This is a genomic window from Pedobacter sp. AK017 (assembly GCF_014200825.1).
Lineage (GTDB): Bacteria > Bacteroidota > Bacteroidia > Sphingobacteriales > Sphingobacteriaceae > Pedobacter > Pedobacter heparinus.
On sequence record NZ_JACHCW010000003.1, the window covers coordinates 130,741 to 149,920 of the forward strand.

The 19,180-nt window shown below is 45.3% G+C and carries 16 protein-coding genes; 8 read left to right on the top strand and 8 right to left on the bottom strand.

The annotated features are described in order from the left end of the window. Positions 1 to 39 precede the first annotated feature (39 nt). The 4 genes from HDC92_RS05485 to hemN all read left to right on the top strand — a co-directional run bounded on the left by HDC92_RS05485 (position 40) and on the right by hemN (position 4,194). A complete protein-coding gene (locus tag HDC92_RS05485; protein ID WP_015808309.1) occupies positions 40 to 1,224 on the top strand; it encodes a PAS domain-containing sensor histidine kinase in 1,185 nt (394 codons plus the stop codon). Beyond that, positions 1,221 to 2,279 carry a response regulator gene (locus HDC92_RS05490; RefSeq protein ID WP_015808308.1) on the top strand — a complete coding sequence of 353 codons (1,059 nt, stop codon included), beginning with the start codon at positions 1,221 to 1,223 and terminating at the stop codon, positions 2,277 to 2,279. The genes HDC92_RS05485 and HDC92_RS05490 overlap by 4 nt, the downstream gene beginning before the upstream one ends. An 84-nt stretch (positions 2,280 to 2,363) precedes the next feature. Next, positions 2,364 to 2,840: a lactate dehydrogenase gene (locus tag HDC92_RS05495; protein WP_015808307.1), complete on the top strand. Its 477-nt coding sequence runs from the start codon at positions 2,364 to 2,366 to the stop codon at positions 2,838 to 2,840. Further along, on the top strand, positions 2,830 to 4,194 hold the full coding sequence (hemN, locus tag HDC92_RS05500; protein WP_015808306.1) for an oxygen-independent coproporphyrinogen III oxidase: 1,365 nt from the start codon (positions 2,830 to 2,832) through the stop codon (positions 4,192 to 4,194). The genes HDC92_RS05495 and hemN overlap by 11 nt, the downstream gene beginning before the upstream one ends. 37 nt (positions 4,195 to 4,231) lie before the next feature. On the opposite strand, the gene HDC92_RS05505 is transcribed toward hemN, so the two are convergent. The 8 genes from HDC92_RS05505 to HDC92_RS05540 all read right to left on the bottom strand — a co-directional run bounded on the left by HDC92_RS05505 (position 4,232) and on the right by HDC92_RS05540 (position 12,497). Further along, positions 4,232 to 4,918, bottom strand: coding sequence for a sulfite exporter TauE/SafE family protein (locus HDC92_RS05505; protein ID WP_183872881.1), 687 nt, complete (start codon positions 4,916 to 4,918; stop codon positions 4,232 to 4,234). Continuing rightward, complete coding sequence (locus tag HDC92_RS05510) at positions 4,915 to 5,340, bottom strand: FixH family protein (protein ID WP_183872883.1); 426 nt, start codon at positions 5,338 to 5,340, stop codon at positions 4,915 to 4,917. Before HDC92_RS05510 ends, HDC92_RS05505 begins: the two co-directional genes overlap by 4 nt. Before the next feature lie 4 nt (positions 5,341 to 5,344). Next, entirely contained in the window at positions 5,345 to 6,745 is a 1,401-nt protein-coding gene (gene ccoG / locus HDC92_RS05515; protein ID WP_183872885.1) for a cytochrome c oxidase accessory protein CcoG, read from the bottom strand. A gap of 1 nt (position 6,746) precedes the next feature. Further along, positions 6,747 to 7,547 carry a cbb3-type cytochrome c oxidase N-terminal domain-containing protein gene (locus tag HDC92_RS05520; RefSeq protein ID WP_015808302.1) on the bottom strand — a complete coding sequence of 267 codons (801 nt, stop codon included), beginning with the start codon at positions 7,545 to 7,547 and terminating at the stop codon, positions 6,747 to 6,749. After that, entirely contained in the window at positions 7,544 to 7,711 is a 168-nt protein-coding gene (locus HDC92_RS05525; protein WP_183872888.1) for a hypothetical protein, read from the bottom strand. The genes HDC92_RS05520 and HDC92_RS05525 overlap by 4 nt, the downstream gene beginning before the upstream one ends. Before the next feature lie 20 nt (positions 7,712 to 7,731). After that, entirely contained in the window at positions 7,732 to 9,843 is a 2,112-nt protein-coding gene (ccoN, locus tag HDC92_RS05530) for a cytochrome-c oxidase, cbb3-type subunit I (RefSeq protein WP_183872889.1), read from the bottom strand. Between the two features lie 72 nt (positions 9,844 to 9,915). Beyond that, a complete protein-coding gene (ccoS, locus tag HDC92_RS05535; protein ID WP_015808299.1) occupies positions 9,916 to 10,101 on the bottom strand; it encodes a cbb3-type cytochrome oxidase assembly protein CcoS in 186 nt (61 codons plus the stop codon). Then, complete coding sequence (locus HDC92_RS05540; protein ID WP_183872891.1) at positions 10,098 to 12,497, bottom strand: heavy metal translocating P-type ATPase; 2,400 nt, start codon at positions 12,495 to 12,497, stop codon at positions 10,098 to 10,100. Before HDC92_RS05540 ends, ccoS begins: the two co-directional genes overlap by 4 nt. A gap of 142 nt (positions 12,498 to 12,639) precedes the next feature. Here HDC92_RS05540 and HDC92_RS05545 point away from each other — a divergent pair, with 142 nt between their 5' ends. The 4 genes from HDC92_RS05545 (at position 12,640) to HDC92_RS05560 (ending at position 19,180) form a co-directional block, all read left to right on the top strand. Continuing rightward, complete coding sequence (locus HDC92_RS05545; RefSeq protein ID WP_255484456.1) at positions 12,640 to 13,878, top strand: Pycsar system effector family protein; 1,239 nt, start codon at positions 12,640 to 12,642, stop codon at positions 13,876 to 13,878. A gap of 7 nt (positions 13,879 to 13,885) precedes the next feature. Next, positions 13,886 to 15,865: a polyphosphate kinase 1 gene (ppk1, locus tag HDC92_RS05550; protein ID WP_183872893.1), complete on the top strand. Its 1,980-nt coding sequence runs from the start codon at positions 13,886 to 13,888 to the stop codon at positions 15,863 to 15,865. Continuing rightward, entirely contained in the window at positions 15,862 to 16,743 is an 882-nt protein-coding gene (locus HDC92_RS05555) for an SdiA-regulated domain-containing protein (RefSeq protein ID WP_015808295.1), read from the top strand. The genes ppk1 and HDC92_RS05555 overlap by 4 nt, the downstream gene beginning before the upstream one ends. Before the next feature lie 82 nt (positions 16,744 to 16,825). Further along, a complete protein-coding gene (locus tag HDC92_RS05560) occupies positions 16,826 to 19,180 on the top strand; it encodes a GAF domain-containing protein (RefSeq protein WP_015808294.1) in 2,355 nt (784 codons plus the stop codon).

Below are 19,180 nucleotides of genomic sequence, written 5' to 3' on the forward strand. Positions count from 1 at the left end.
ACCATCAAAAAACATAATTTTTATTGATGAAGATCAGTTATGGAGCAAGTCCGATTATTAGAAGCCATTATTGAAACGGCCATTGATGGTATCATTACCATCGACAACAGGGGGCATATCGAAAGCCTTAACCCTGCTGCGCTTAAACTTTTTGGTTATACCCTGGAAGAAGTGAAAGGCCGGAACATCAATATGCTGATGCCCGAACCGGATAAAAGCGGCCACGACGGTTATCTGCACAGGTACCAGACTACTCGTGAAAAACGGATCATTGGCAAAGGACGTGAAGTAAGGGGGCTTAGAAAAAATGGAAGCACTTTTCCTTTTCGTCTGGCCGTAAGTGAGGTGCAATACGACGACCGGATCATTTATACAGGCTTTATACATGATCTTTCGAAAGAAAAAGAAGCCGAAGAACGCCTGCGTGAATATGCGGCCGAACTGGAAGAACTGGTAGAAGAACGGACCAAATCCTTAAGAAAAACAGTGCGGGCCCTAAGCGAAGCCAAAGAAGAGGTGAGCCTCTCACTGGAAAAAGAAAAAGAGCTGAACCAGATGAAAAGCAGGTTTGTATCTATGGCCTCTCATGAATTCAGGACACCACTGAGCTCTGTACAGCTTTCTTCTTCTCTTATTGAAAAATATGCCCAGCCCTTTAACAACAAGAACATCATCAAGCATGTGGGTAAAATCAAAAATGCAGTAGGAAATTTAACGACCATTCTAAATGATTTTTTATCGCTCGAAAGGCTGGAGGCCGGTATCGTTGAACCGGCTTTTATTTCTTTTGACCTGGTCAAACTGGCAGAAGAAGTAACGGAAGAGATGCAGATGATCGCCAAACAGGAACAGCACATCATTTATCAGCATACGGGACTGGAAAGTGTGACCGAGCTCGATCAGAACCTGATCAGGAACTGTATGATCAACCTGATCTCCAATTCCATCAAATATTCCGGTGAACATACCTTTATAGAATTTAATACAGAGATCAACGAACATGAATGTACCATCATGGTAAAAGACAATGGTATCGGTATCCCCGAAGCTGACCAGAAACATCTGTTCCAGCCTTTTTTCAGGGCAAACAATACAGGAAATATCCCCGGTACGGGCCTGGGCTTAAATATTGTACTCCGGTACGCCACACTTATGAACGGCAGGCTCCATTTCGAAAGTGTCGTCAATAAAGAAACCACCTTTAAACTTTCCTTTAACAGATGAAGAGAACACGCATACTGATTATTGAAGATAATGAAGACATCAGAGAGAGTACCGCTGAAATACTTGAACTGGCCAATTACGAGGTTTTACAGGCCCATAATGGAAAAGTAGGAATGGAACTGGCCGCAAAACACCTGCCAGACCTGGTGCTTTGCGACATCATGATGCCCGAACTGGATGGTTATGGTGTATTATACCTCTTAAATAAAAACCCTAAAACTGCAGCAACCCCCTTTATTTTTTTAACCGCAAAAGCAGAACGGATCGACATGCGCAAAGGTATGGAAATGGGAGCAGATGATTACCTGACCAAACCTTTTGACGATGTAGAACTGCTGAACGCCATTGAAAGCAGGCTCAGTAAAAAAGACAAACAGGAACTGTTTTACAGCCAGTCGCTCGACAAACTCAGTACCCTGCTCGGAAGCAATTCGGGCATGGCCGAACTCCAGAAAATGATAGCCGACCGCAAAGTGCGGAATGTGAAGAAAAAACAGGTGATCTATTATGAAGGCGACGCTGTTCAGGGTATTTACCTGGTACTGACCGGAAAGGTCAAAACCATTAAGCTGAGTGAGGATGGCCGTGAACTGCTTACAGGACTCTATAACGCAGAAGAATATTTTGGTATCCCTGCACTTTTAGGGCACGAACCTTATGCCGAAACAGCCGAGGCCCTGGAAGATACCACCGTATGCCTGTTGCCAAAAGAAATGGTAGAAGCATTGCTGAATAAATACCCTGATGTGGCCAAAGAATTTATCCGCATCCTCTCCAATAACCTGCGCAGCAAGGAAGAACAACTGTTACAGCTGGCTTACCATTCCGTAAGAAAAAGGATGGCCGAAGTGCTGATCCGCTTATGCAAACAGGAAAAGTCTGGTGCTGTTTTGAATTTAAAAATATCCAGGGATAACCTGGCCGCTATGGCTGGTATGGCCACGGAAACCGTAAGCCGTATCCTGAGCGATTTCAGGGACGAGGGCCTGATAGAAAAGAAAGGCAGTCAGATCATTGTCACCGATGAACTGAAACTCCAACAGATGAAAAACTGATCAACATCACATTTCTCTCTGATTCACCTCATTCTTTGAGCGCTGCAGGACTGTTAATTTTGATTATTCAATAATCAGATTTGCATGAAAGTAGTTGCGTACAGTATAAAGTCATTCGAAAAAGAACCCCTGGCAATTGCCAATCATAAAAAACACGAGATCACGCTGATCTCTAATGTGCTCAGTACCGATACCGTAAGTTATGCTGCAGGAAAGGAAGCTGTAATTGTGTTTGAAGATGACATCGTCTCTGCAGATGTCATCGGCAAACTGGCCGATCTGGGGGTAAAATACATTGCCACACGTTCTGTTTCAACGGCGCATATCGACCAGGATGCAGCAGCCAAAAGGGCAATGCGCATTGCCAGTGTGCCGGTTACTGCACTTCATAGGCTTAGTAATTCCGAATTGCCGATGGCATTGGCAGAAGAAACCATTATAAATCTTGATAAATGGCAGCAAAAACGCTGTCTGGGCCAGGCTTGCGTTTGTTCAAAAGCCTGCGATAAAGTTAAACCAACTGCTTCTGCTCATCATAGCGCTCATACCCATGAACACTAATATTATCAGACAAAAATACCATATTGCCGCCCCCCGTTACACCAGTTATCCTACAGTACCTTATTGGAACGAAGATAATTTTAATGCCGATGAATGGTGCAGCGCTGTTGTGGGCTCATTCGATGAAAGCAATCAAAAGGATGGCATCAGCTTATACATCCACCTGCCTTTTTGCGAAAGCCTGTGTACCTATTGTGGCTGCAACACCAGGATCACAAAGAACCACCAGGTAGAAAAACCTTATGTCGATACCCTCTTAAAAGAATGGCAGCTTTATTTAAAACAGTTTAAAACCAAACCGCTCATCAGGGAATTACATCTCGGAGGGGGTACACCAACTTTTTTTAATGCCCAAAACCTCGAATTTTTAATTAAGGGTATATTGAAAGATGCTGTTGTACATAAAGATGCGGCATTTAGCTTTGAAGCGCATCCGGCAAATACAACAACCGAACATCTGATCACCTTAAACCAGCTGGGCTTCACCAGGCTGAGTCTTGGTATCCAGGATTTTGACCCAAGGGTACAACTGATCATCAACAGGGTACAAACGGTAGAGCAGGTAGAACAAATCTCCCGGAAGGCACGCGAAAATGGCTATAAGTCTCTTAATTACGACCTGATCTATGGCTTGCCGCATCAAAGCTTTTCAGGCCTTGCCGATACCATTGAAGAGGTATTGAGGTTAAGACCGGACCGGATTGCCTTCTACAGCTATGCCCATGTGCCCTGGGTTAAACCCGGTCAGCGCCGTTATACAGAAAGTGATTTGCCCGCTCCGGAATCTAAAGAAGAGTTGTATAAGCTGGGCCGCAAACTCCTCAAAGAGGGTGGCTATACTGAAATCGGAATGGACCATTTTACTTTGACAACGGATAGCCTGTACGAAGCGGATCAAAAGGGCAGTCTGCACCGCAATTTTATGGGCTATACAGACCAGTACAGCCGGTTAACCATAGGCCTGGGGGTATCTGCGATCAGCGACAGCTGGAATGCCTTTGCCCAGAATGTAAAGACCGTCGAAACCTATACCGATATGGTAAACAAGGGATTGTTCCCGGTATTTAAAGGGCACCTCTTAACTGAAACGGATCTGCTGATCCGCAAACATATTCTGAACATCATCTGCCGCGGGTATACTTCATGGACTTTGGCAGAAGAAGAAAATGAGGCCCTGGCAGAGGGACTGATCAGAATGCGCTGGCTCGCTCAGGATGGGTTAGTGTTTTTATCGGCCGGTGAATTGCGTGTCACCGGATTTGGTAAACGTTTCCTGAGAAATATATGTATGACGCTGGATGCCCGGTTGTGGGAAAAACAACCTGAAAAGCAGGTATTCAGTATGGCAGATTAATGCTCCACTCGCGGGCCGGTTACAAAACCGGCCTGTTTTATTTACAGTTGCTGATGCCGGGCTGCAGGGGCGGCGGACTCACATAAGGAATGTCGAGCGACAGGCCCCTCAGTATAAACCACAGTCCTATACACAACATCAGATAAGGCACTACCCGGTTAATTTTTTTCCTGAATACCGTACCGGTAAAACCTAAGCCCAGCGTAGCGATGAACATCAAGGGCAGCGTACCCAAACCAAACCAGAACATATAGCTTACCGCATCTGCTATGCCCTTGGTATTTAATGCTCCCGCAAGGGCCAGGTAAACAAAACCGCAAGGTAAAAAACCATTGATAAAACCAATGATCAAGTGATTGGCCTTATGTTTTAACAAATAATTAAAAGCCCTGTTAAAGGGGCCAAGCATAAAAGACGATTGTGTGTTGAACAAACTGAACTTAAATAGTCTGGAACAGGCAGCCACCACAATCAGTACCCCGCTTAAAATGCTGATGCCCTGCTGAAAGCCGGCCAGCCAGATCTGCTGGCCAATCAGTCCAACAATTACCCCCAGAGTACAATAAGCTGCAATGCGCCCAAACTGGTAAACCAGCTTATCCGCTACCAGGAAAAGGCCGCCCTTTTTTAAAGAAGGAACAGCAAAAGCCAGCGGGCCACACATGCCTATGCAATGCACACTGCCCAGCAGTCCAATCATAAAGGCAAGTTTCTCTGTACTCATAACACCGTAATTTCCTGTTCATTTAAATAGGCCTTGCCATCCGTCATCCAGCTCAATATAATTTTCCAGCGGCCTTTGCTTATTCCTTTCAAGGATGGTTTTACCTGGTTGGCCCCATCTGTTTTTATGGCTGTCTTTTTATCCATCCGCTGATCGGAATTCCTGATCAGTTTCAGTTCACCTTGCGCAGCTGCCTTAAAAGTGATCCGCATTTCATCTGACAGTACAGTGATCTCCGGTGCTGCATCATCTGTTTTTACCTGTTCCTTGCGGTTGTAATCTTTATCGTATTCCAGCCCTTTTTCATAATAGTCCTTATCTACCAGCGCATCGTCTTTGCTGTTAAACATCAGGATACCCAGCACTATAATAAAACTCATAAAGCAAAGCATCCCGATCACTAATTTTGTTCCCCAGTTCATTGTCTTAATTGTTTGGTGGTGCAATAAAGGTGGTTTCAAAGCGGTCCAATACCTTACCATCCTCTGATACCAGTTTAAACACCATTTCTGATTTATATTGATCAATTTCTTTTTGTGGTAAAATGACAAAAAAAGTCAGCTTCACTACACCTCCGTAAACAATACTGTCCTGTTGCTGAATGTACTGGATTTTAGCACCAGGACGATCAGCGAGCAGGTTAAAGCGGATGGTGGCATTGGTTTTATTGATCAGCTCTGCATTGTATAAATTGCTTACGGTCTTGTCTTTATCTCTTAGCTGGTACAGTGTTCCTCCGGCCCTTAAGATCGTAGTTTTTACAGCGCTTCGTGTAACCAGCAAGTAAGACAAGACGCCGGTTAAGATGAATAAAACAACAGCATAAGCATAAATGCGTCTGTTGACCTGAAAGGGCTTTTTGCTGCGGATCTCTTCTTCTGATTTAAAGCCGATCAGCCTGGCAGGACGGCCAATCTTCTCCATCACCATATCGCAGGCGTCAATACAGGCCGTACAGTTCACACATTCCATTTGCGTACCATTGCGGATGTCTATTCCTGTAGGGCAAACATCCACACATAACTTACAGTCTATACAATCCCCGTTCTGGTTTTCCTGTTCTTTTACCCGCTTTGCCCTTGGCTCCCCACGCAGATCGTCATAAGCCACAATAATGCTCTGGTTGTCCAGCAATACACCTTGTAAGCGGCCGTAGGGACAGGCAACGGTACATACCAGTTCCCGCATTTTCGAAAATACCAGGTAAAACACCAGGGTAAAAACGCAAATGGAAATAAAGCCCGAAAGGTGTAAAGCAACCGGTTCTGTCATGATCTTTATCAGTGCAGCCGAACCGATCAGGTAAGCCAGGAAGATATTGGCAATAAAGAAGGAAATACAGAGGTAGATGCTATGTTTTAAAGTCTTTTTAAAAAGTTTTTCCCGCGTAAGCGGACCATCATCCAGCTTTTTTCGCTTCAGCTGGTCGCCCTCTATCCAGATCTCAATTTTGCGGAACACCATTTCCAGAAATATGGTCTGCGGACAGGCCCAGCCGCAAAATACACGGCCAAATACCACCGTAAACAGCACAATAAATACCATAAAGGTCAGCAGGGCCAGCACAAACAGATAAAAATCCTGGGGCCAGAAAACCACTCCGAAAAACACAAATTTCCGCTCCAGCACATTTAGCAATACCAGTTGCTCCCCATTCAGCTTTAAAAATGGGGCAGCAAACAGCAGGGCCAGAAAAAAGTAACTGAGCCATGATCTGTATTGGTATAATTTTCCCTTAACAACACGTGGATAGATCCATTTGCGCTTTTTTCCATCGTCCGTTAAGGTGGAGATCTGGTCTCTGAAATGACTGGGGGCGTGCGACATCTTATTCTTCTTTTTTGCCCTGAGGTGCTTTTGCACCTGCCGGGTTACTGCCTTTCAGTGACAATATGTAACTGGCAATGTCCGAGATCTGTTTGGGTTTCAGCTGCTTCTCCCAGGCTATCATCCCTTTTTCCGGTACACCGTATTTAATGGTCTTAAAAATTTCCTTCACCTTCCCGCCATGCAGCCAGTAATCGTCCGTAAGGTTTGGCCCAACAGCGCCTTCTGCATGTTCGCCATGGCAGGGGCTGCATGCTGTTTTGAACAGTGCCCCGCCAGCCTGCAGCACCGCTTTATCGGTACTTTGCGCTACATTGCTCTCGTTAATTTTATTGGCAGTACCGGCGCCGGGTTTCTGTAGATAAGCAATGTGTTCATCTTCAGCCTGCTGCAGTTCGGCTGCATATTCCTGCTCCTGCGATTTGCCCCAGCCAATTACATGGTAATTAACCATATAGGCAATGGCAAAAAAGATGGTTCCATAAAACAGCACCATAAACCAGGCAGGGGTAGGGTTGTCCAGTTCGGCTATGCCGTCAAACTCATGCTCCATCACCAGTTCTTTTTCTTCTGAGAGGGGCTTCAGACCAAGTAATTTTGTCCAGATACTGCTTTTCTCCGGCTTTTCCATTTGCAGGCCTTCCTGCTCCAGTCTGTACTGCTCTTTTTCCTCAGCTGTTGCCAGGCGGGAGGGGTGTAAACTTTGCTGTATATAGATTTTGATTACCTTCAAAACCAGTACCGAAACCACCAGTATACTTACCGAAACAAACAGTAAGGCCCAAATTAAAATATCACTCATTTTACATCATCTTTTAATGGAAGTTCACTCATGTATTTTACCTCATCTTTTTTCATGGTGGCCAGCAAAATGGCTACGCCGATAAAAAAGAGCAGGAAGATGGCCAGAGAGGTGATCAGGTAGCCCTGGTTTCCGCTAGCCTGATCTAAAAATTGCTTAAACATATGCTTCTCGTTTTAATGTTTTACTTTGCTTTAATGTCTGTTCCCAATCGCTGTAAATAGGCAATCAGGGCAATGATCTCCTTATCGCTCTTTACTTTGATGTTGTTTTTCTGCAGGTCATCTGCAATTGCCCTGGCCTGTGCGTCCAGGTCCCGGTTCGCCCTGTTTTCATAGCCGGCTTCGTAAGGCACACCCAATGTCCGCATGGCATTGATCTTGCTGCGGGTAGTGCTCGTATCCAGGCTTTGGGTTACCAGCCATTCGTATGGCGGCATGATACTGCCGGGCGACATGGTCTGCGGGTCCATCATGTGGTTAAAATGCCATGCATTTCCGTATTTTCCACCCTCACGCTGCAAATCAGGGCCCGTGCGTTTGGAACCCCATAAATGCGGGTGGTCGTACACAAATTCCCCGGCCTTGCTGTACTCCCCATACCGTTCTGTTTCTGAACGGAAAGGACGGATCATCTGCGAATGGCAGCTTACACAGCCTTCTTTGATGTAAAGGTCCCTGCCCTGTAATTCGAGTGGGGTATAAGGTTTTACACTGCTGATGGTAGGGATATTGGATTTGATGGTAAAAGTGGGCATCATTTCTACCATACCTCCAATCAGGATCACAACCAGCGAAAGCACTAAAAATACCATTGGTTTACGCTCCAGCATACGGTGCAGTTTTTTGTCAGAGCCCTGCGGCTGGTAGTTTTCGAGCAGGGCAGGGGCCTCGGCCGGTTCATTGGCCAGCAGTTTACCTGTACCTACCGTTTTGATCAGGTTATAGGTCATCACAATCACACCAATCAGGTATAAACCGCCACCTATGGCCCTCAATACGTACATCGGCAAGATCTGCAGTACGGTTTCCAGAAAATTTGGGTACCTCAGCATACCTTCTTCTGTAAACTCTTTCCACATCAGTCCTTGTGTAAACCCGGCAAAATACAGGGGCACGGCATAAAAAATAATGCCCAGCGTACCGATCCAGAAATGGAAGGAAGCCAGCTTTTTGGAATACAGGGAAGTCCGGTAGATCCTTGGGATCAGCCAATACAAAATGCCGAAGGTAAGAAAGCCATTCCAGCCCAGTGCGCCAACATGTACATGCGCAACAATCCAGTCGGTATAATGTGCAATGGCATTGATCTGTTTTAAGGCCAGCATCGGACCTTCAAAAGTAGCCATACCATAAGCGGTTATGCCCACTACCATAAATTTGAGCGTCGCGTCTTCCCGTACCTTGTCCCATGCACCACGCAGGGTAAGCAGGCCATTGATCATCCCGCCCCAGCTTGGTGCAATGAGCATAACAGAAAAGGCCACACCCAGCGATTGTGCCCAGCCCGGAAGGGAAGTATACAACAGGTGGTGCGGACCGGCCCAGATGTAAATGAAAATGAGCGACCAGAAATGCAGGATACTCAGTTTATAGGAATATATCGGCCTTTGGGCCATTTTAGGCAGGAAATAATACATCATGCCCAGGTAGGGTGTAGTTAAAAAGAAAGCAACAGCATTGTGGCCATACCACCATTGTACCAGTGCATCCTGTACACCTGCATACAGGTAATAGCTTTTAAAAGCCGATACAGGCAGCTCAAATGAGTTTACAATGTGCAGCACAGCTACGGTAACAAAGGTGGCAATGTAAAACCAGATGGCCACATACATGTGTTTTTCGCGGCGCTTAATAATGGTCCCGAACATATTTACGCCAAATACCACCCATATCAGGGTAATCGCAATGTCTATGGGCCATTCCAGTTCGGCATATTCATGTGAGGAGGTTAAACCCAAGGGAAGTGTAATTACAGCCGAAATAATGATGAGCTGCCAGCCCCAGAAATGTATTTTACTGAGCACATCACTAAACATGCGCGCTTTCAGCAATCGCTGTAAAGAATAATAAACGCCCATAAATATGGCATTTCCTACAAAGGCGAAAATGACCGCGTTGGTGTGCAGCGGACGGATACGCCCAAACGTAGTGTACTGTGATCCCATATTTAACGCAGGCTTAAACAACTGCATGGCAATGAGCAATCCTACCGTCATGCCGATAATGCCCCATACTATGGTGGCGATGGCAAAGTTCCTGACGATCTTGTTGTCGTAGTAAAATTTTTCAGTCATGTTAAAATAATGAATGTTTATGGATGTAAAATTACCGGGCATCCCGGGGGTATGGAATGATAACTGTTCAGCTTAAAAGTGATCTTCATCAGGTTTTTCCGCTTTTTTGATTTCTACCGGTTCGTCATCAAAAAGGATGCGCACACCAGGTGTATAGGTGTCGTCATGCTGCCCGGTCTTGCTGGCCCAAAAAAAAGCTGCCAGAAATACAAGTGCCAGTAAAATGCTGCAGCCAATCAGAAAGTAGATCATGTTCATAACAATTTGTTTTTACGGGCGTACAGCCTTGCCGCTATACTGGTGAATAAAATAATGGTTACGGTACTTATGGGCATCAATATGGCCGCAAAAAGCGGCGAGAGCAGTCCCTGCACCGCAAAGTACAGGCCCACTATATTGTATACCAGGGAGATCCCAAAGCTGATGTGGATAATTTTTACCGCATCTTTAGCCTGCTTCATAAACTGAGGAAGCTTGTGGAAGGCAGCACCGTCAAGTATAGCATCACAATCCGGGGAGAAATTATTGATGTTGTCGGTAACTGCCACACCCACATTGCTTTGTCTCAATGCGCCGGCATCGTTTAAACCATCTCCCAGCATCAACACCTTTTTGTCCTGGTTTTGGAGCTTTGTAATGTAATCCAGCTTGTTTTGCGGACTTTGTCTGAACTGCAGCTGACTTGCATTCGGGAAAAAGGGGATAAGCGTCTGTTTGTCATGGTCCTGGTCGCCCGACAACAGATGCAGGTCGGCATATTTTCCAAGCTTAAAAGTCAGTTCTTTGAACCCTGCACGCCATTGCTGTTCAAAAACAACATAGCCCAGGTATTCGGCATCAATCATCAGGTGTATATTGCTGCGCATCGGAGAGTCGATCAGCGGCAAACCAATAAAAGCGGAACTTCCCAATTTCACTTCATGTCCATTGATCCGTCCGCTAATCCCTCTTCCAATTTTTTCTACATAGTCATCTACAGCGTAAACTTTGTGTTTATGCAGTACTTTTACCAGCTCGCGACTCAGGGGATGGCCCGAATTGCTGGCCAGGTCGTTCAGCAACTGTTTCTGTTCATCCGTAATGCGGCCATGAAAACTAAATCCCAAGGCTGCCGGATTGGTAATGGTGCCTGTCTTGTCAAATACAAAAGTGTCTATACGTGCCAGCTCTTCTACCACAGCGGTACTTTTCAGGTAAAACCTGTTTTTGTCAAATATGCTCAATACGGCTGCAAGGGTAAAGGGCGAGCTCAGTGCCAGTGCACAGGGGCAGGCAATGATCAGTACTGCTGTAAATGAAGCCACCGCTCGGCTGGTATCGCCCGCAAGCCCCCAGAAGGCTGCCGAACTGAAAGCGATCAGCAACAATACCAGGCTGAAATACTTGCTGGCCGTCTGGCTAAAAGTTTTAATAGGGTCTTTTGGGGTATAAAAAGCAGTATTGTTCCAAAGCCGGGTCAGGTAGCTCTGCGAAACGGGTTTAACCACTTCAAGTTCTATGGCACCCGATAGCTGCCGGCCACCTGCATAGAGTATTTCTCCATAAACTTTTTTTACGGGTGCAGACTCTCCGGTAACAAAACTGAAGTCGATCTCTGCCGCACCCTTCAATAAAATGGCATCTGCCGGGATAATTTCGTTGCTCCTGATCAGGATCCTGTGGCCCGGGGCCAGCTCATTCAGGGGTATAGGTTTTTCTTTTCCCGCTGTGATCAGGGTTACGGCAACCGGAAAGTAGGAGCGGTAGTCACGTTCAAAAGAAAGGTGATGGTAAGTGCGCTGTTGCATCCATTTTCCAATCAGGAGAAAGAACACCAGTCCGCATAAAGTATCCACAAATCCTGCGCCTGTACGGTTTATGATCTCCGCCGCAGAGCGGATGAACATGACAGCAATGCCCAGGGCAAGGGGAAAATCCAGATTCAAAACCCCGTTTTTAAGGTTATAATATGCTGAACTGAAATAATCTCTGCCACAGTAAAATACTACTGGCAGGGCAAAGACCAGGTTTAGCCAGCCAAAAAAAAACTTAAACTGCTGCTCCAGATCAGACAGTCCAAAATACTCCGGAAAACTGAGCAGCATTACATTGCCGAAACAAAAACCTGCAAGGGCAATTTTGCCCAGCAGCTTTCTTTCCGAAAAATCAGTCTGCTGCTTTTTTACAACATCCTGTAAACTGATCAGCGGCTCATAGCCAATGGCAGCAAGGGTCTCAACCAGGGCCCTCAATGTGGTTTCCTGATTTTTGAAGGTTACTGCCACCTGTTTTTTCAGAAAGTCGATTCTCGACTGTACAATTGCCGGGTTTATCCTGTGCAGGTTTTCCAGTAACCAGATACAGGAACTGCAATGTACCGCAGGAACATATAGCGTGATCACTGTAATTTTTTCATCTGTATAATCAATCAGGTCAGCCACAATCCCCGGCTCGTCCAGATATTCAAAATGACCGGTCTGTACCTTTTGCGTTTGGCCCGGTACATCGTTATAGGCATAATAATTGCACAGGTTATGGGCCGACAGGAGCTGGTATACACCCTTGCAGCCCACACAGCAAAAGTTTCTGTCATCAAGTGTATAAGGGTTCGAAGGTAAATCTTCACCGCAGTGGTAGCATTGGGTATCGGTGGCAATGGTCTTCTGTTCAAACATGATCCATATCAATATTGTCCAAAGTTCGGTTTGCAGGGTGGTACAGAATATGATCCTGGTCAGGAACTGATGTGATATAAATCATAATGAGCATTCTGTTTGATTATTTTGGATGACCAATTAAAACCCGCATATTTATAGCATGAACCGATGCCGGCTTTCAATGCCTGGTTCAGGTTCTGATAAAAACATAAAAGAGATGCAGTACCGGGAAATATTAGATCAGCTTCGTACCCATGTTGCAAGCCTGTTCCATGCGCACAATGATGCGCGTTTTATTTATCATAACCTGCACCATACCGAGCAGGTAGTAGAAAATACGGTTAAAATTGCCAGCCATTACCAGTTGTCAGATCAGGATTTCTTTATAGTAACGGCCGCCAGCTGGTTTCACGATCTGGGCTATTTGTTCGATTGCCGTCAGCATGAGGCCCGCGGAGAAATCATGGCAGCCGAATTTTTAACCGGTAAAGGGGTAAATCCTGAGATCATCGCTCAGGTCAGCGGCTGTATCCTGGCCACAAGGATGCCCCAAAATCCGGTCGGACTGCTGCAACAGATCGTTTGTGATGCCGACCTCTTTCATCTGGGCAGCGACAGCTTTAAAGAACGGAATAAGCTGATGCGCAGGGAAGCCGGTGCATTTTGCAATAAAGAAATTGATAAAACGGAGTGGAGGGTTAAAACCATAGCCCTGTTCAAAGCACATCATTACCATACAGATTTTTGCCGTCAGCTGCTCGACGCCAAAAAAGCACAAAACCTTGCCGAAATGGAACATAAGCTCACTCATCCAGCCCCATTGGAAACTACAGCAATTGTAAAAAAAGAAAAAAAGAAAAAGAGCGACAGGCCGGAGCGGGGTGTCGAAACCATGTTCAGGATCTCCTCCACCAATCACCAGCGTTTAAGTGATATGGCCGACAACAAGGCGCACATCATGATCTCGACCAATTCCATTATTCTTTCTGTCATCCTCAGCCTGTTGCTGCGCAAACTGGAAGACAATCCACACCTCATTATTCCTACACTGCTGCTGCTTATCGTATGCGTGGTTACCATGGTGTTCTCCATCCTGGCTACCAGGCCATCTATTCCGGAAGGGATATTTACACCTGAGGACATCAGGGAGAAAAGGGTAAACCTGCTTTTCTTTGGTAATTTCTACCGCATGAGCCTGCCCGATTATCAGGAAGGGATGCTTAAAATGATGGAAGACCGCGATTTTCTTTATGGCAGTTTAATCAAGGATGTATATGCACAGGGCGTAGTATTGGGGCGTAAATACCGCTTGCTAAGAATTGCCTATAGTGTTTTCATGTTTGGTATTGTAGCCGCTGTACTGGCATTTATTGTGGCTTCTGGCTGGGTAACTATGTAATTACCTGATGGAAAAGGCCGTTTTTTATAACCGGGATCTGAGCTGGCTCAGCTTTAACAGACGGGTGCTGATGGAGGCTGCAAAAGCCAGTGTGCCCTTACTGGAACGTATTAAATTCCTTTCTATTTATTCTTCCAACCTGGATGAGTTTTACAGGGTAAGGATCCCTGTTTTAATGGCCTTAAGTGAACATGGATCAATAGCCGGTGAAACTGATCATTTTACATTGGCCAAAGCCGAGATCAATGAACAGCAACAGCAGTTTGGGGCCATCATCAGGGAGCAGATCCTTCCCGAACTGGAAAGAAACAGCATTTACTGGATTTACAACCAGCCCATCCCCGAAAGCATCTCGGCCAAAGTTGCCCATGTCTTTTTTACGGAAGTACTGGCATACATTTACCCTGTTTGTATTGATAACGACCTTACAGATTTTTTTGCAGAGAACAATAAACTCTACCAGCTGGTTGTTCTGGAAGACAAAACTGGCAAAGAACGCCTGGAACTGATCAGCATCCCCTCAGAAACACTGCCCCGCTTATATGCCATTAAAACAGCTGAAGCCAGGTACATTGTTTTTCTGGAGGATATCCTTAAACACAATATTGCCTATCTGTTTCCGGATGATGTGATTAAAGGTGTTTTTAACCTGAAGATCACCCGCGACGCGGAACTGAAAATTGAGAGCGGAAATAAGGAAGACCTTACTGAAGCCCTGGAACGTCAGCTGGAAACCCGCGATTTTGGCTTTGCCACCCGTTTTTTATGTGAACCGGGAATTCCGCTCCGAAACCTGTACAGGGTCATTTATGCCCTAAAACTGCATAAGGCCGAAGTGGTAGAAGGCGGAACTTACCATAACCTGAAAGACCTCAGCAGTTTTCCCCTTAAGGGAGCGGAGTTCAGCTATCCCAAATGGCCCGCTTCAGATTCCCTTATACTGGCCGAAAATGAGACCCTTTTCAACCTCATCTTAAAAAAAGACATCCTGATCAATGTTCCTTACCAAAGCTACGACCCCGTACTCCGCTTTTTTAATGAGGCCGCAAACGATATTTATACCAAAGAAATTTATACCACCCTTTACCGCGTAGCCAGCAATTCCAGAATTGTAAGTGCCCTGATGACCGCTGCCCGGAACGGAAAAAAAGTAGTGGCCCTGGTTGAACTGAAGGCCCGGTTTGATGAAGCAAATAACATCAAATGGGCCAAACAGATGAAAGCCGCAGGGGTTAAAATCATTTACAGCAGTATAGACCTTAAGGTACATGCTAAGGTAGCCCTTGTAAAAAGGCAGGTTACAGCAGAAACACAATACCTGGGCCTTTTAGCTACCGGAAACCTGAATGAAAATACCGCCAGGTTTTATACGGACCAGATCCTGCTTACCGCGCATCAGCCTATGCTAAAAGAACTGGAAGCCCTTTTCGGCTTTTTAAGCAAAAGTAAAAAAGCCCCCTCTCCAGAGGATATGATCAGTTTTGAACACCTGCTGGTGGCCCAGTTTAACCTGCAGCAAAGGTTTCTGGACCTGATCGAAAGGGAGATCCTGAATGCTAAAAATGCCCTGAAGTCGGGCATCATCATAAAATTAAACAACCTGGAAGAGCGTACGCTGATCACAAAATTATATGAGGCTTCAGCGGCCGGTGTACCTGTAAAATTGATCGTAAGGGGTATCTGCTGCCTCATCCCGGGTATAGCGGGCCTGAGTGATAACATCAGCGTAACGCGGATTGTAGACCGCTACCTGGAGCATGGCCGCATCTTTCTGTTCGAAAACAATGGCAACCAGGAGGTCTACATGGGCTCGGCCGACTGGATGAACAGGAATATTTACAGCAGGATAGAAGTTTGTTTTCCCGTTTACCAGCCCGGGCTGAAACAAACACTGGTCAAAATCATTAACTTACAGCTAAATGATAATGTTCAGGAGTCAGTATATTTATTTTTACAATCGAATAAGACTAACCCAACCCACTTATGAAAAATATTTACAGGAACTTTTTATATGTTACCCTTCTGCTCTCCATTTTTGGGGCTTGTGCGTGTAAAAATCCGGCCAACAAGTACAGCAGCCCCAAAGGCTACGATTTCAGCAAACCCGATAAATTTAACATGCCCTCCAGTCTGCTCGAAATTTCCGGCATCGCCTTTCACAATGGCAACAGCGATACCGTTTACAGCATCCAGGATGAGGATGGTAAGTTGTTCAGACAAAAATGGGATGTGAAAAAGCAACAGAATATGAAGTTTGGGCCTAAGGGCGACTATGAAGACCTGGCCATTTTTCAGGAAATGGTATTTGTACTCAAAAGCAACGGTTCCCTGTATTCCTTTCCTTTTTCAGAAACGGTAAAAGAGGAATCCGACCAGGTAAAAGAAAGAAAGCATCTGGTGCCAAAAGCTGAGTATGAAAGCCTCTATGCTGATCCGGAAAGCAATAAAATCTATATTTTGTGTAAAAACTGCCCGGTAGACAAAAAGACCAACGCGCTTAGCGGCTATGTATTCGATTATAAAAAGGAGGCCGATAGTTTAACCGGACCGGTACCTTTTAAGATCAATCTTAACCACATCAAAGCGCTGGATAATAAGCTAAAAGCAAGTTTACGTCCTTCTGCACTAACCAGAAATCCTGCAACAAAAGAATGGTTTATCCTGTCCTCGGTCAATAAACTGCTCCTGGTAGCCGATTCAAACTGGAAAATTACAGCCGCACACCGCTTAAATTCCTCTATTTTTAACCAGCCCGAAGGCATTGCCTTTGATAAGGACCTGAACCTTTACATATCTAATGAAGGAGATGAACTTAACGATGGCAACATTATAAAATTCAGGTATTTACCGACTGTGAAGAAATAATTACCTTTGTTTTACAGATTATCTGGATACAGGTAGTAAATTTGGGGCACGGCCGCCTGGCTGCGCTAAACAAAACATATAAATGCAAGCAATAACGCTAGATCTGAACAAGAGCATCAGTGAATCGGGACAACATATTGTTGGTGCGGATATTAAGCTCTCTTTACGCCCCTTTATTGAATATGTTGAAAAAAGGGCGGAAGAAGAAAAAACTGTAAAAGTAAACTTCTACAAATACATACTCGGGCAGTTTAATGCTTATCCTGAACTTAAAGATCCTATACCTGCCGAAAATGCACAGCGCTATTCCGAACTTTTTGAACTCATCTATACCGCTTTATCCCCAATTATAACAGACGAAAAGGAACAGTACTGGGCGCTGGGAACCCCCATTTCGCCCCGCTTTCATTATGGTACAAATGCCTTTTACAGTGTTTTTATGGATGAAGGGAACTGTAACCTCAAAGCCGATCTTAAGCTTCCTTCTAAGAAGGAAATGGAGAAAAACCTGCTTTCTGCGTTTTATAATATCATCATGGAGCGCTTTTATAATTTTTCTTTAACAGGCAACCAGTTCACCATTCATTCTGTTATCGATCCGGAAACCCATTTGCTCAGGTATTACCGTTTAAATGTTGATACCCGTTTTCTGGATGTTAAAACCAAAACCAAATTACCTGAATACAATTTAAAGGACGTTAAAGACGATATAAAGGATGAAAGGAATACCTTAAAAATCCTGACCAGGCTGATCCCGCCGGAATTGTTTACCATCGAGGGCATCTCCATTGTTACCTTAACAGACGTAACCGGAGAGTATGCACTCGAAACGGTGAAGAACCTGGTCATCCAGCACAATGAATCCCAGCAGGGCCTGCACACCAGGGAAATTGCAACAGCCTTAAAAACCCTGGTAGGTACCGATCAGGTTGATTTTGGCATGATCCCTTACATCAAACTGAACAATAAACTGCAGATCAATGAGCTTTCAGGCTTCAACAGCATACTGATGCAGCTGGCCAGGGAACAAGGGCAGGGCGATAGTGAATACAACCAGCTGATCGACGACTACATCAGTCAGCCCCGAACGCTGATCTTTCCGGAAATAACGGAGGAGGAGTACCTGAGTTATCCCATGTTAAAGCTCCTGGGAACAGTGGGGATTAAATCTTATGCCCTGTTCCCGCTGTATTATAATGCCAAGCTGGTGGGCTGTCTGGAACTTTACACTAAAGACCCCAGTCTGTTCAACGGCCATACACTCAGTAAAATTGAAGGTTCCTTTCCCTTGCTGGCGCAATTGTTCCAGGGGGTGATTGTCGACTTCAACAACGACTTACAGGATGTAATCATGGATAAGTTTACAGCCTTGCAGCCTTCTGTACAGTGGCGTTTCCACGAAGCAGCCTATAACTACATCCAGTCGGGCGCAAGGGACCGGAATTTCCCCATCGAACCGGTCTTTTTTAAAAATGTATATCCTTTTTATGCGGCTATAGACATCAGGAATTCCAGTATACAGCGTAATGCGGCCATCCGCAGGGACCTCTATGCACATTTCGAGATCCTTGAGAGCACACTCAGCGCCATCAGGGAAAAAGCAAGTGCCTGTACCGAAAACGAAATCCCTAAAGGGGCTTCAGTATGGAGCTACAAGCACCTTGATGAACTGTCTGACCGCGAAATATTTAAAACGGAAGACTACCTGCAACGCCAGATCCCTAATGCTTTACAACATTTAAAGGAAACTTATCCTGAAGTGGAAGATGTGGTGAACAGCTATTTTACACTTACGGGCGATAAAGGTAAGATCTTTGAGAACAGGGAACGCTATGAAAAGAGCATGCAAATGATCAATGTGGCGGTAACCCGGCACCTGGACGAGTTTAATGCCGAACTGCAGAGCATATATCCCTGTTATTTCGAGAAATTCCGTACGGATGGGGTAGAGTTCGATCTTTACCTGGGGCAGTCTATCGCACCAGGCCTCAGTTTCCCACAGGGTATTTTACATGATTTCAGGCTGCGGCAACTGCGTGTGCTGGCCGAAATTGCCCGTACAACCAACAACCTGGGCCCTTACTTTTCTACCCCGCTGGAAACCACACAGCTGATCTTTGTCTACGAAAAGCTGATCGATATCAGTTTCCGGATAGATGAGCAGCGTTTCGATGTAGAGGGTAGCTACAATATCCGCTACCAGATGGTAAAAAAGCGCATTGATAAGGCCCTGATCAAAGGTACTTCAGAAAGGCTTACCCAGCCCGGAAAAATAGCCATTGTATATTTTAACGGTGCCGAAGCCAAAGAATACATCGGTTACATTAAAAAATTACAGGCCAAACGTATGCTGAACGATGATCTGGAACACCTTGAACTGGAAGAATTACAAGGGGTGGAAGGATTAAAAGCCCTCAGGATAGGGGTGAAATATTAA

Bases quoted from the DNA above. Each gene is read 5' to 3' on its own strand.
- ccoG (WP_183872885.1), bottom strand. From the start codon at position 6,745: ATGTCGCACGCCCCCAGTCATTTCAGAGACCAGATCTCCACCTTAACG.
- HDC92_RS05555 (WP_015808295.1), top strand. From the start codon at position 15,862: ATGAAAAATATTTACAGGAACTTTTTATATGTTACCCTTCTGCTCTCC.
- HDC92_RS05495 (WP_015808307.1), top strand. From the start codon at position 2,364: ATGAAAGTAGTTGCGTACAGTATAAAGTCATTCGAAAAAGAACCCCTG.
- HDC92_RS05560 (WP_015808294.1), top strand. From the start codon at position 16,826: ATGCAAGCAATAACGCTAGATCTGAACAAGAGCATCAGTGAATCGGGA.
- HDC92_RS05525 (WP_183872888.1), bottom strand. From the start codon at position 7,711: ATGTTTAAGCAATTTTTAGATCAGGCTAGCGGAAACCAGGGCTACCTG.
- hemN (WP_015808306.1), top strand. From the start codon at position 2,830: ATGAACACTAATATTATCAGACAAAAATACCATATTGCCGCCCCCCGT.
- HDC92_RS05505 (WP_183872881.1), bottom strand. From the start codon at position 4,918: ATGAGTACAGAGAAACTTGCCTTTATGATTGGACTGCTGGGCAGTGTG.
- ccoS (WP_015808299.1), bottom strand. From the start codon at position 10,101: ATGAACATGATCTACTTTCTGATTGGCTGCAGCATTTTACTGGCACTT.
- ppk1 (WP_183872893.1), top strand. From the start codon at position 13,886: ATGGAAAAGGCCGTTTTTTATAACCGGGATCTGAGCTGGCTCAGCTTT.
- HDC92_RS05520 (WP_015808302.1), bottom strand. From the start codon at position 7,547: ATGAGTGATATTTTAATTTGGGCCTTACTGTTTGTTTCGGTAAGTATA.
- ccoN (WP_183872889.1), bottom strand. From the start codon at position 9,843: ATGACTGAAAAATTTTACTACGACAACAAGATCGTCAGGAACTTTGCC.
- HDC92_RS05490 (WP_015808308.1), top strand. From the start codon at position 1,221: ATGAAGAGAACACGCATACTGATTATTGAAGATAATGAAGACATCAGA.
- HDC92_RS05485 (WP_015808309.1), top strand. From the start codon at position 40: ATGGAGCAAGTCCGATTATTAGAAGCCATTATTGAAACGGCCATTGAT.
- HDC92_RS05510 (WP_183872883.1), bottom strand. From the start codon at position 5,340: ATGAACTGGGGAACAAAATTAGTGATCGGGATGCTTTGCTTTATGAGT.
- HDC92_RS05540 (WP_183872891.1), bottom strand. From the start codon at position 12,497: ATGTTTGAACAGAAGACCATTGCCACCGATACCCAATGCTACCACTGC.
- HDC92_RS05545 (WP_255484456.1), top strand. From the start codon at position 12,640: ATGAACCGATGCCGGCTTTCAATGCCTGGTTCAGGTTCTGATAAAAAC.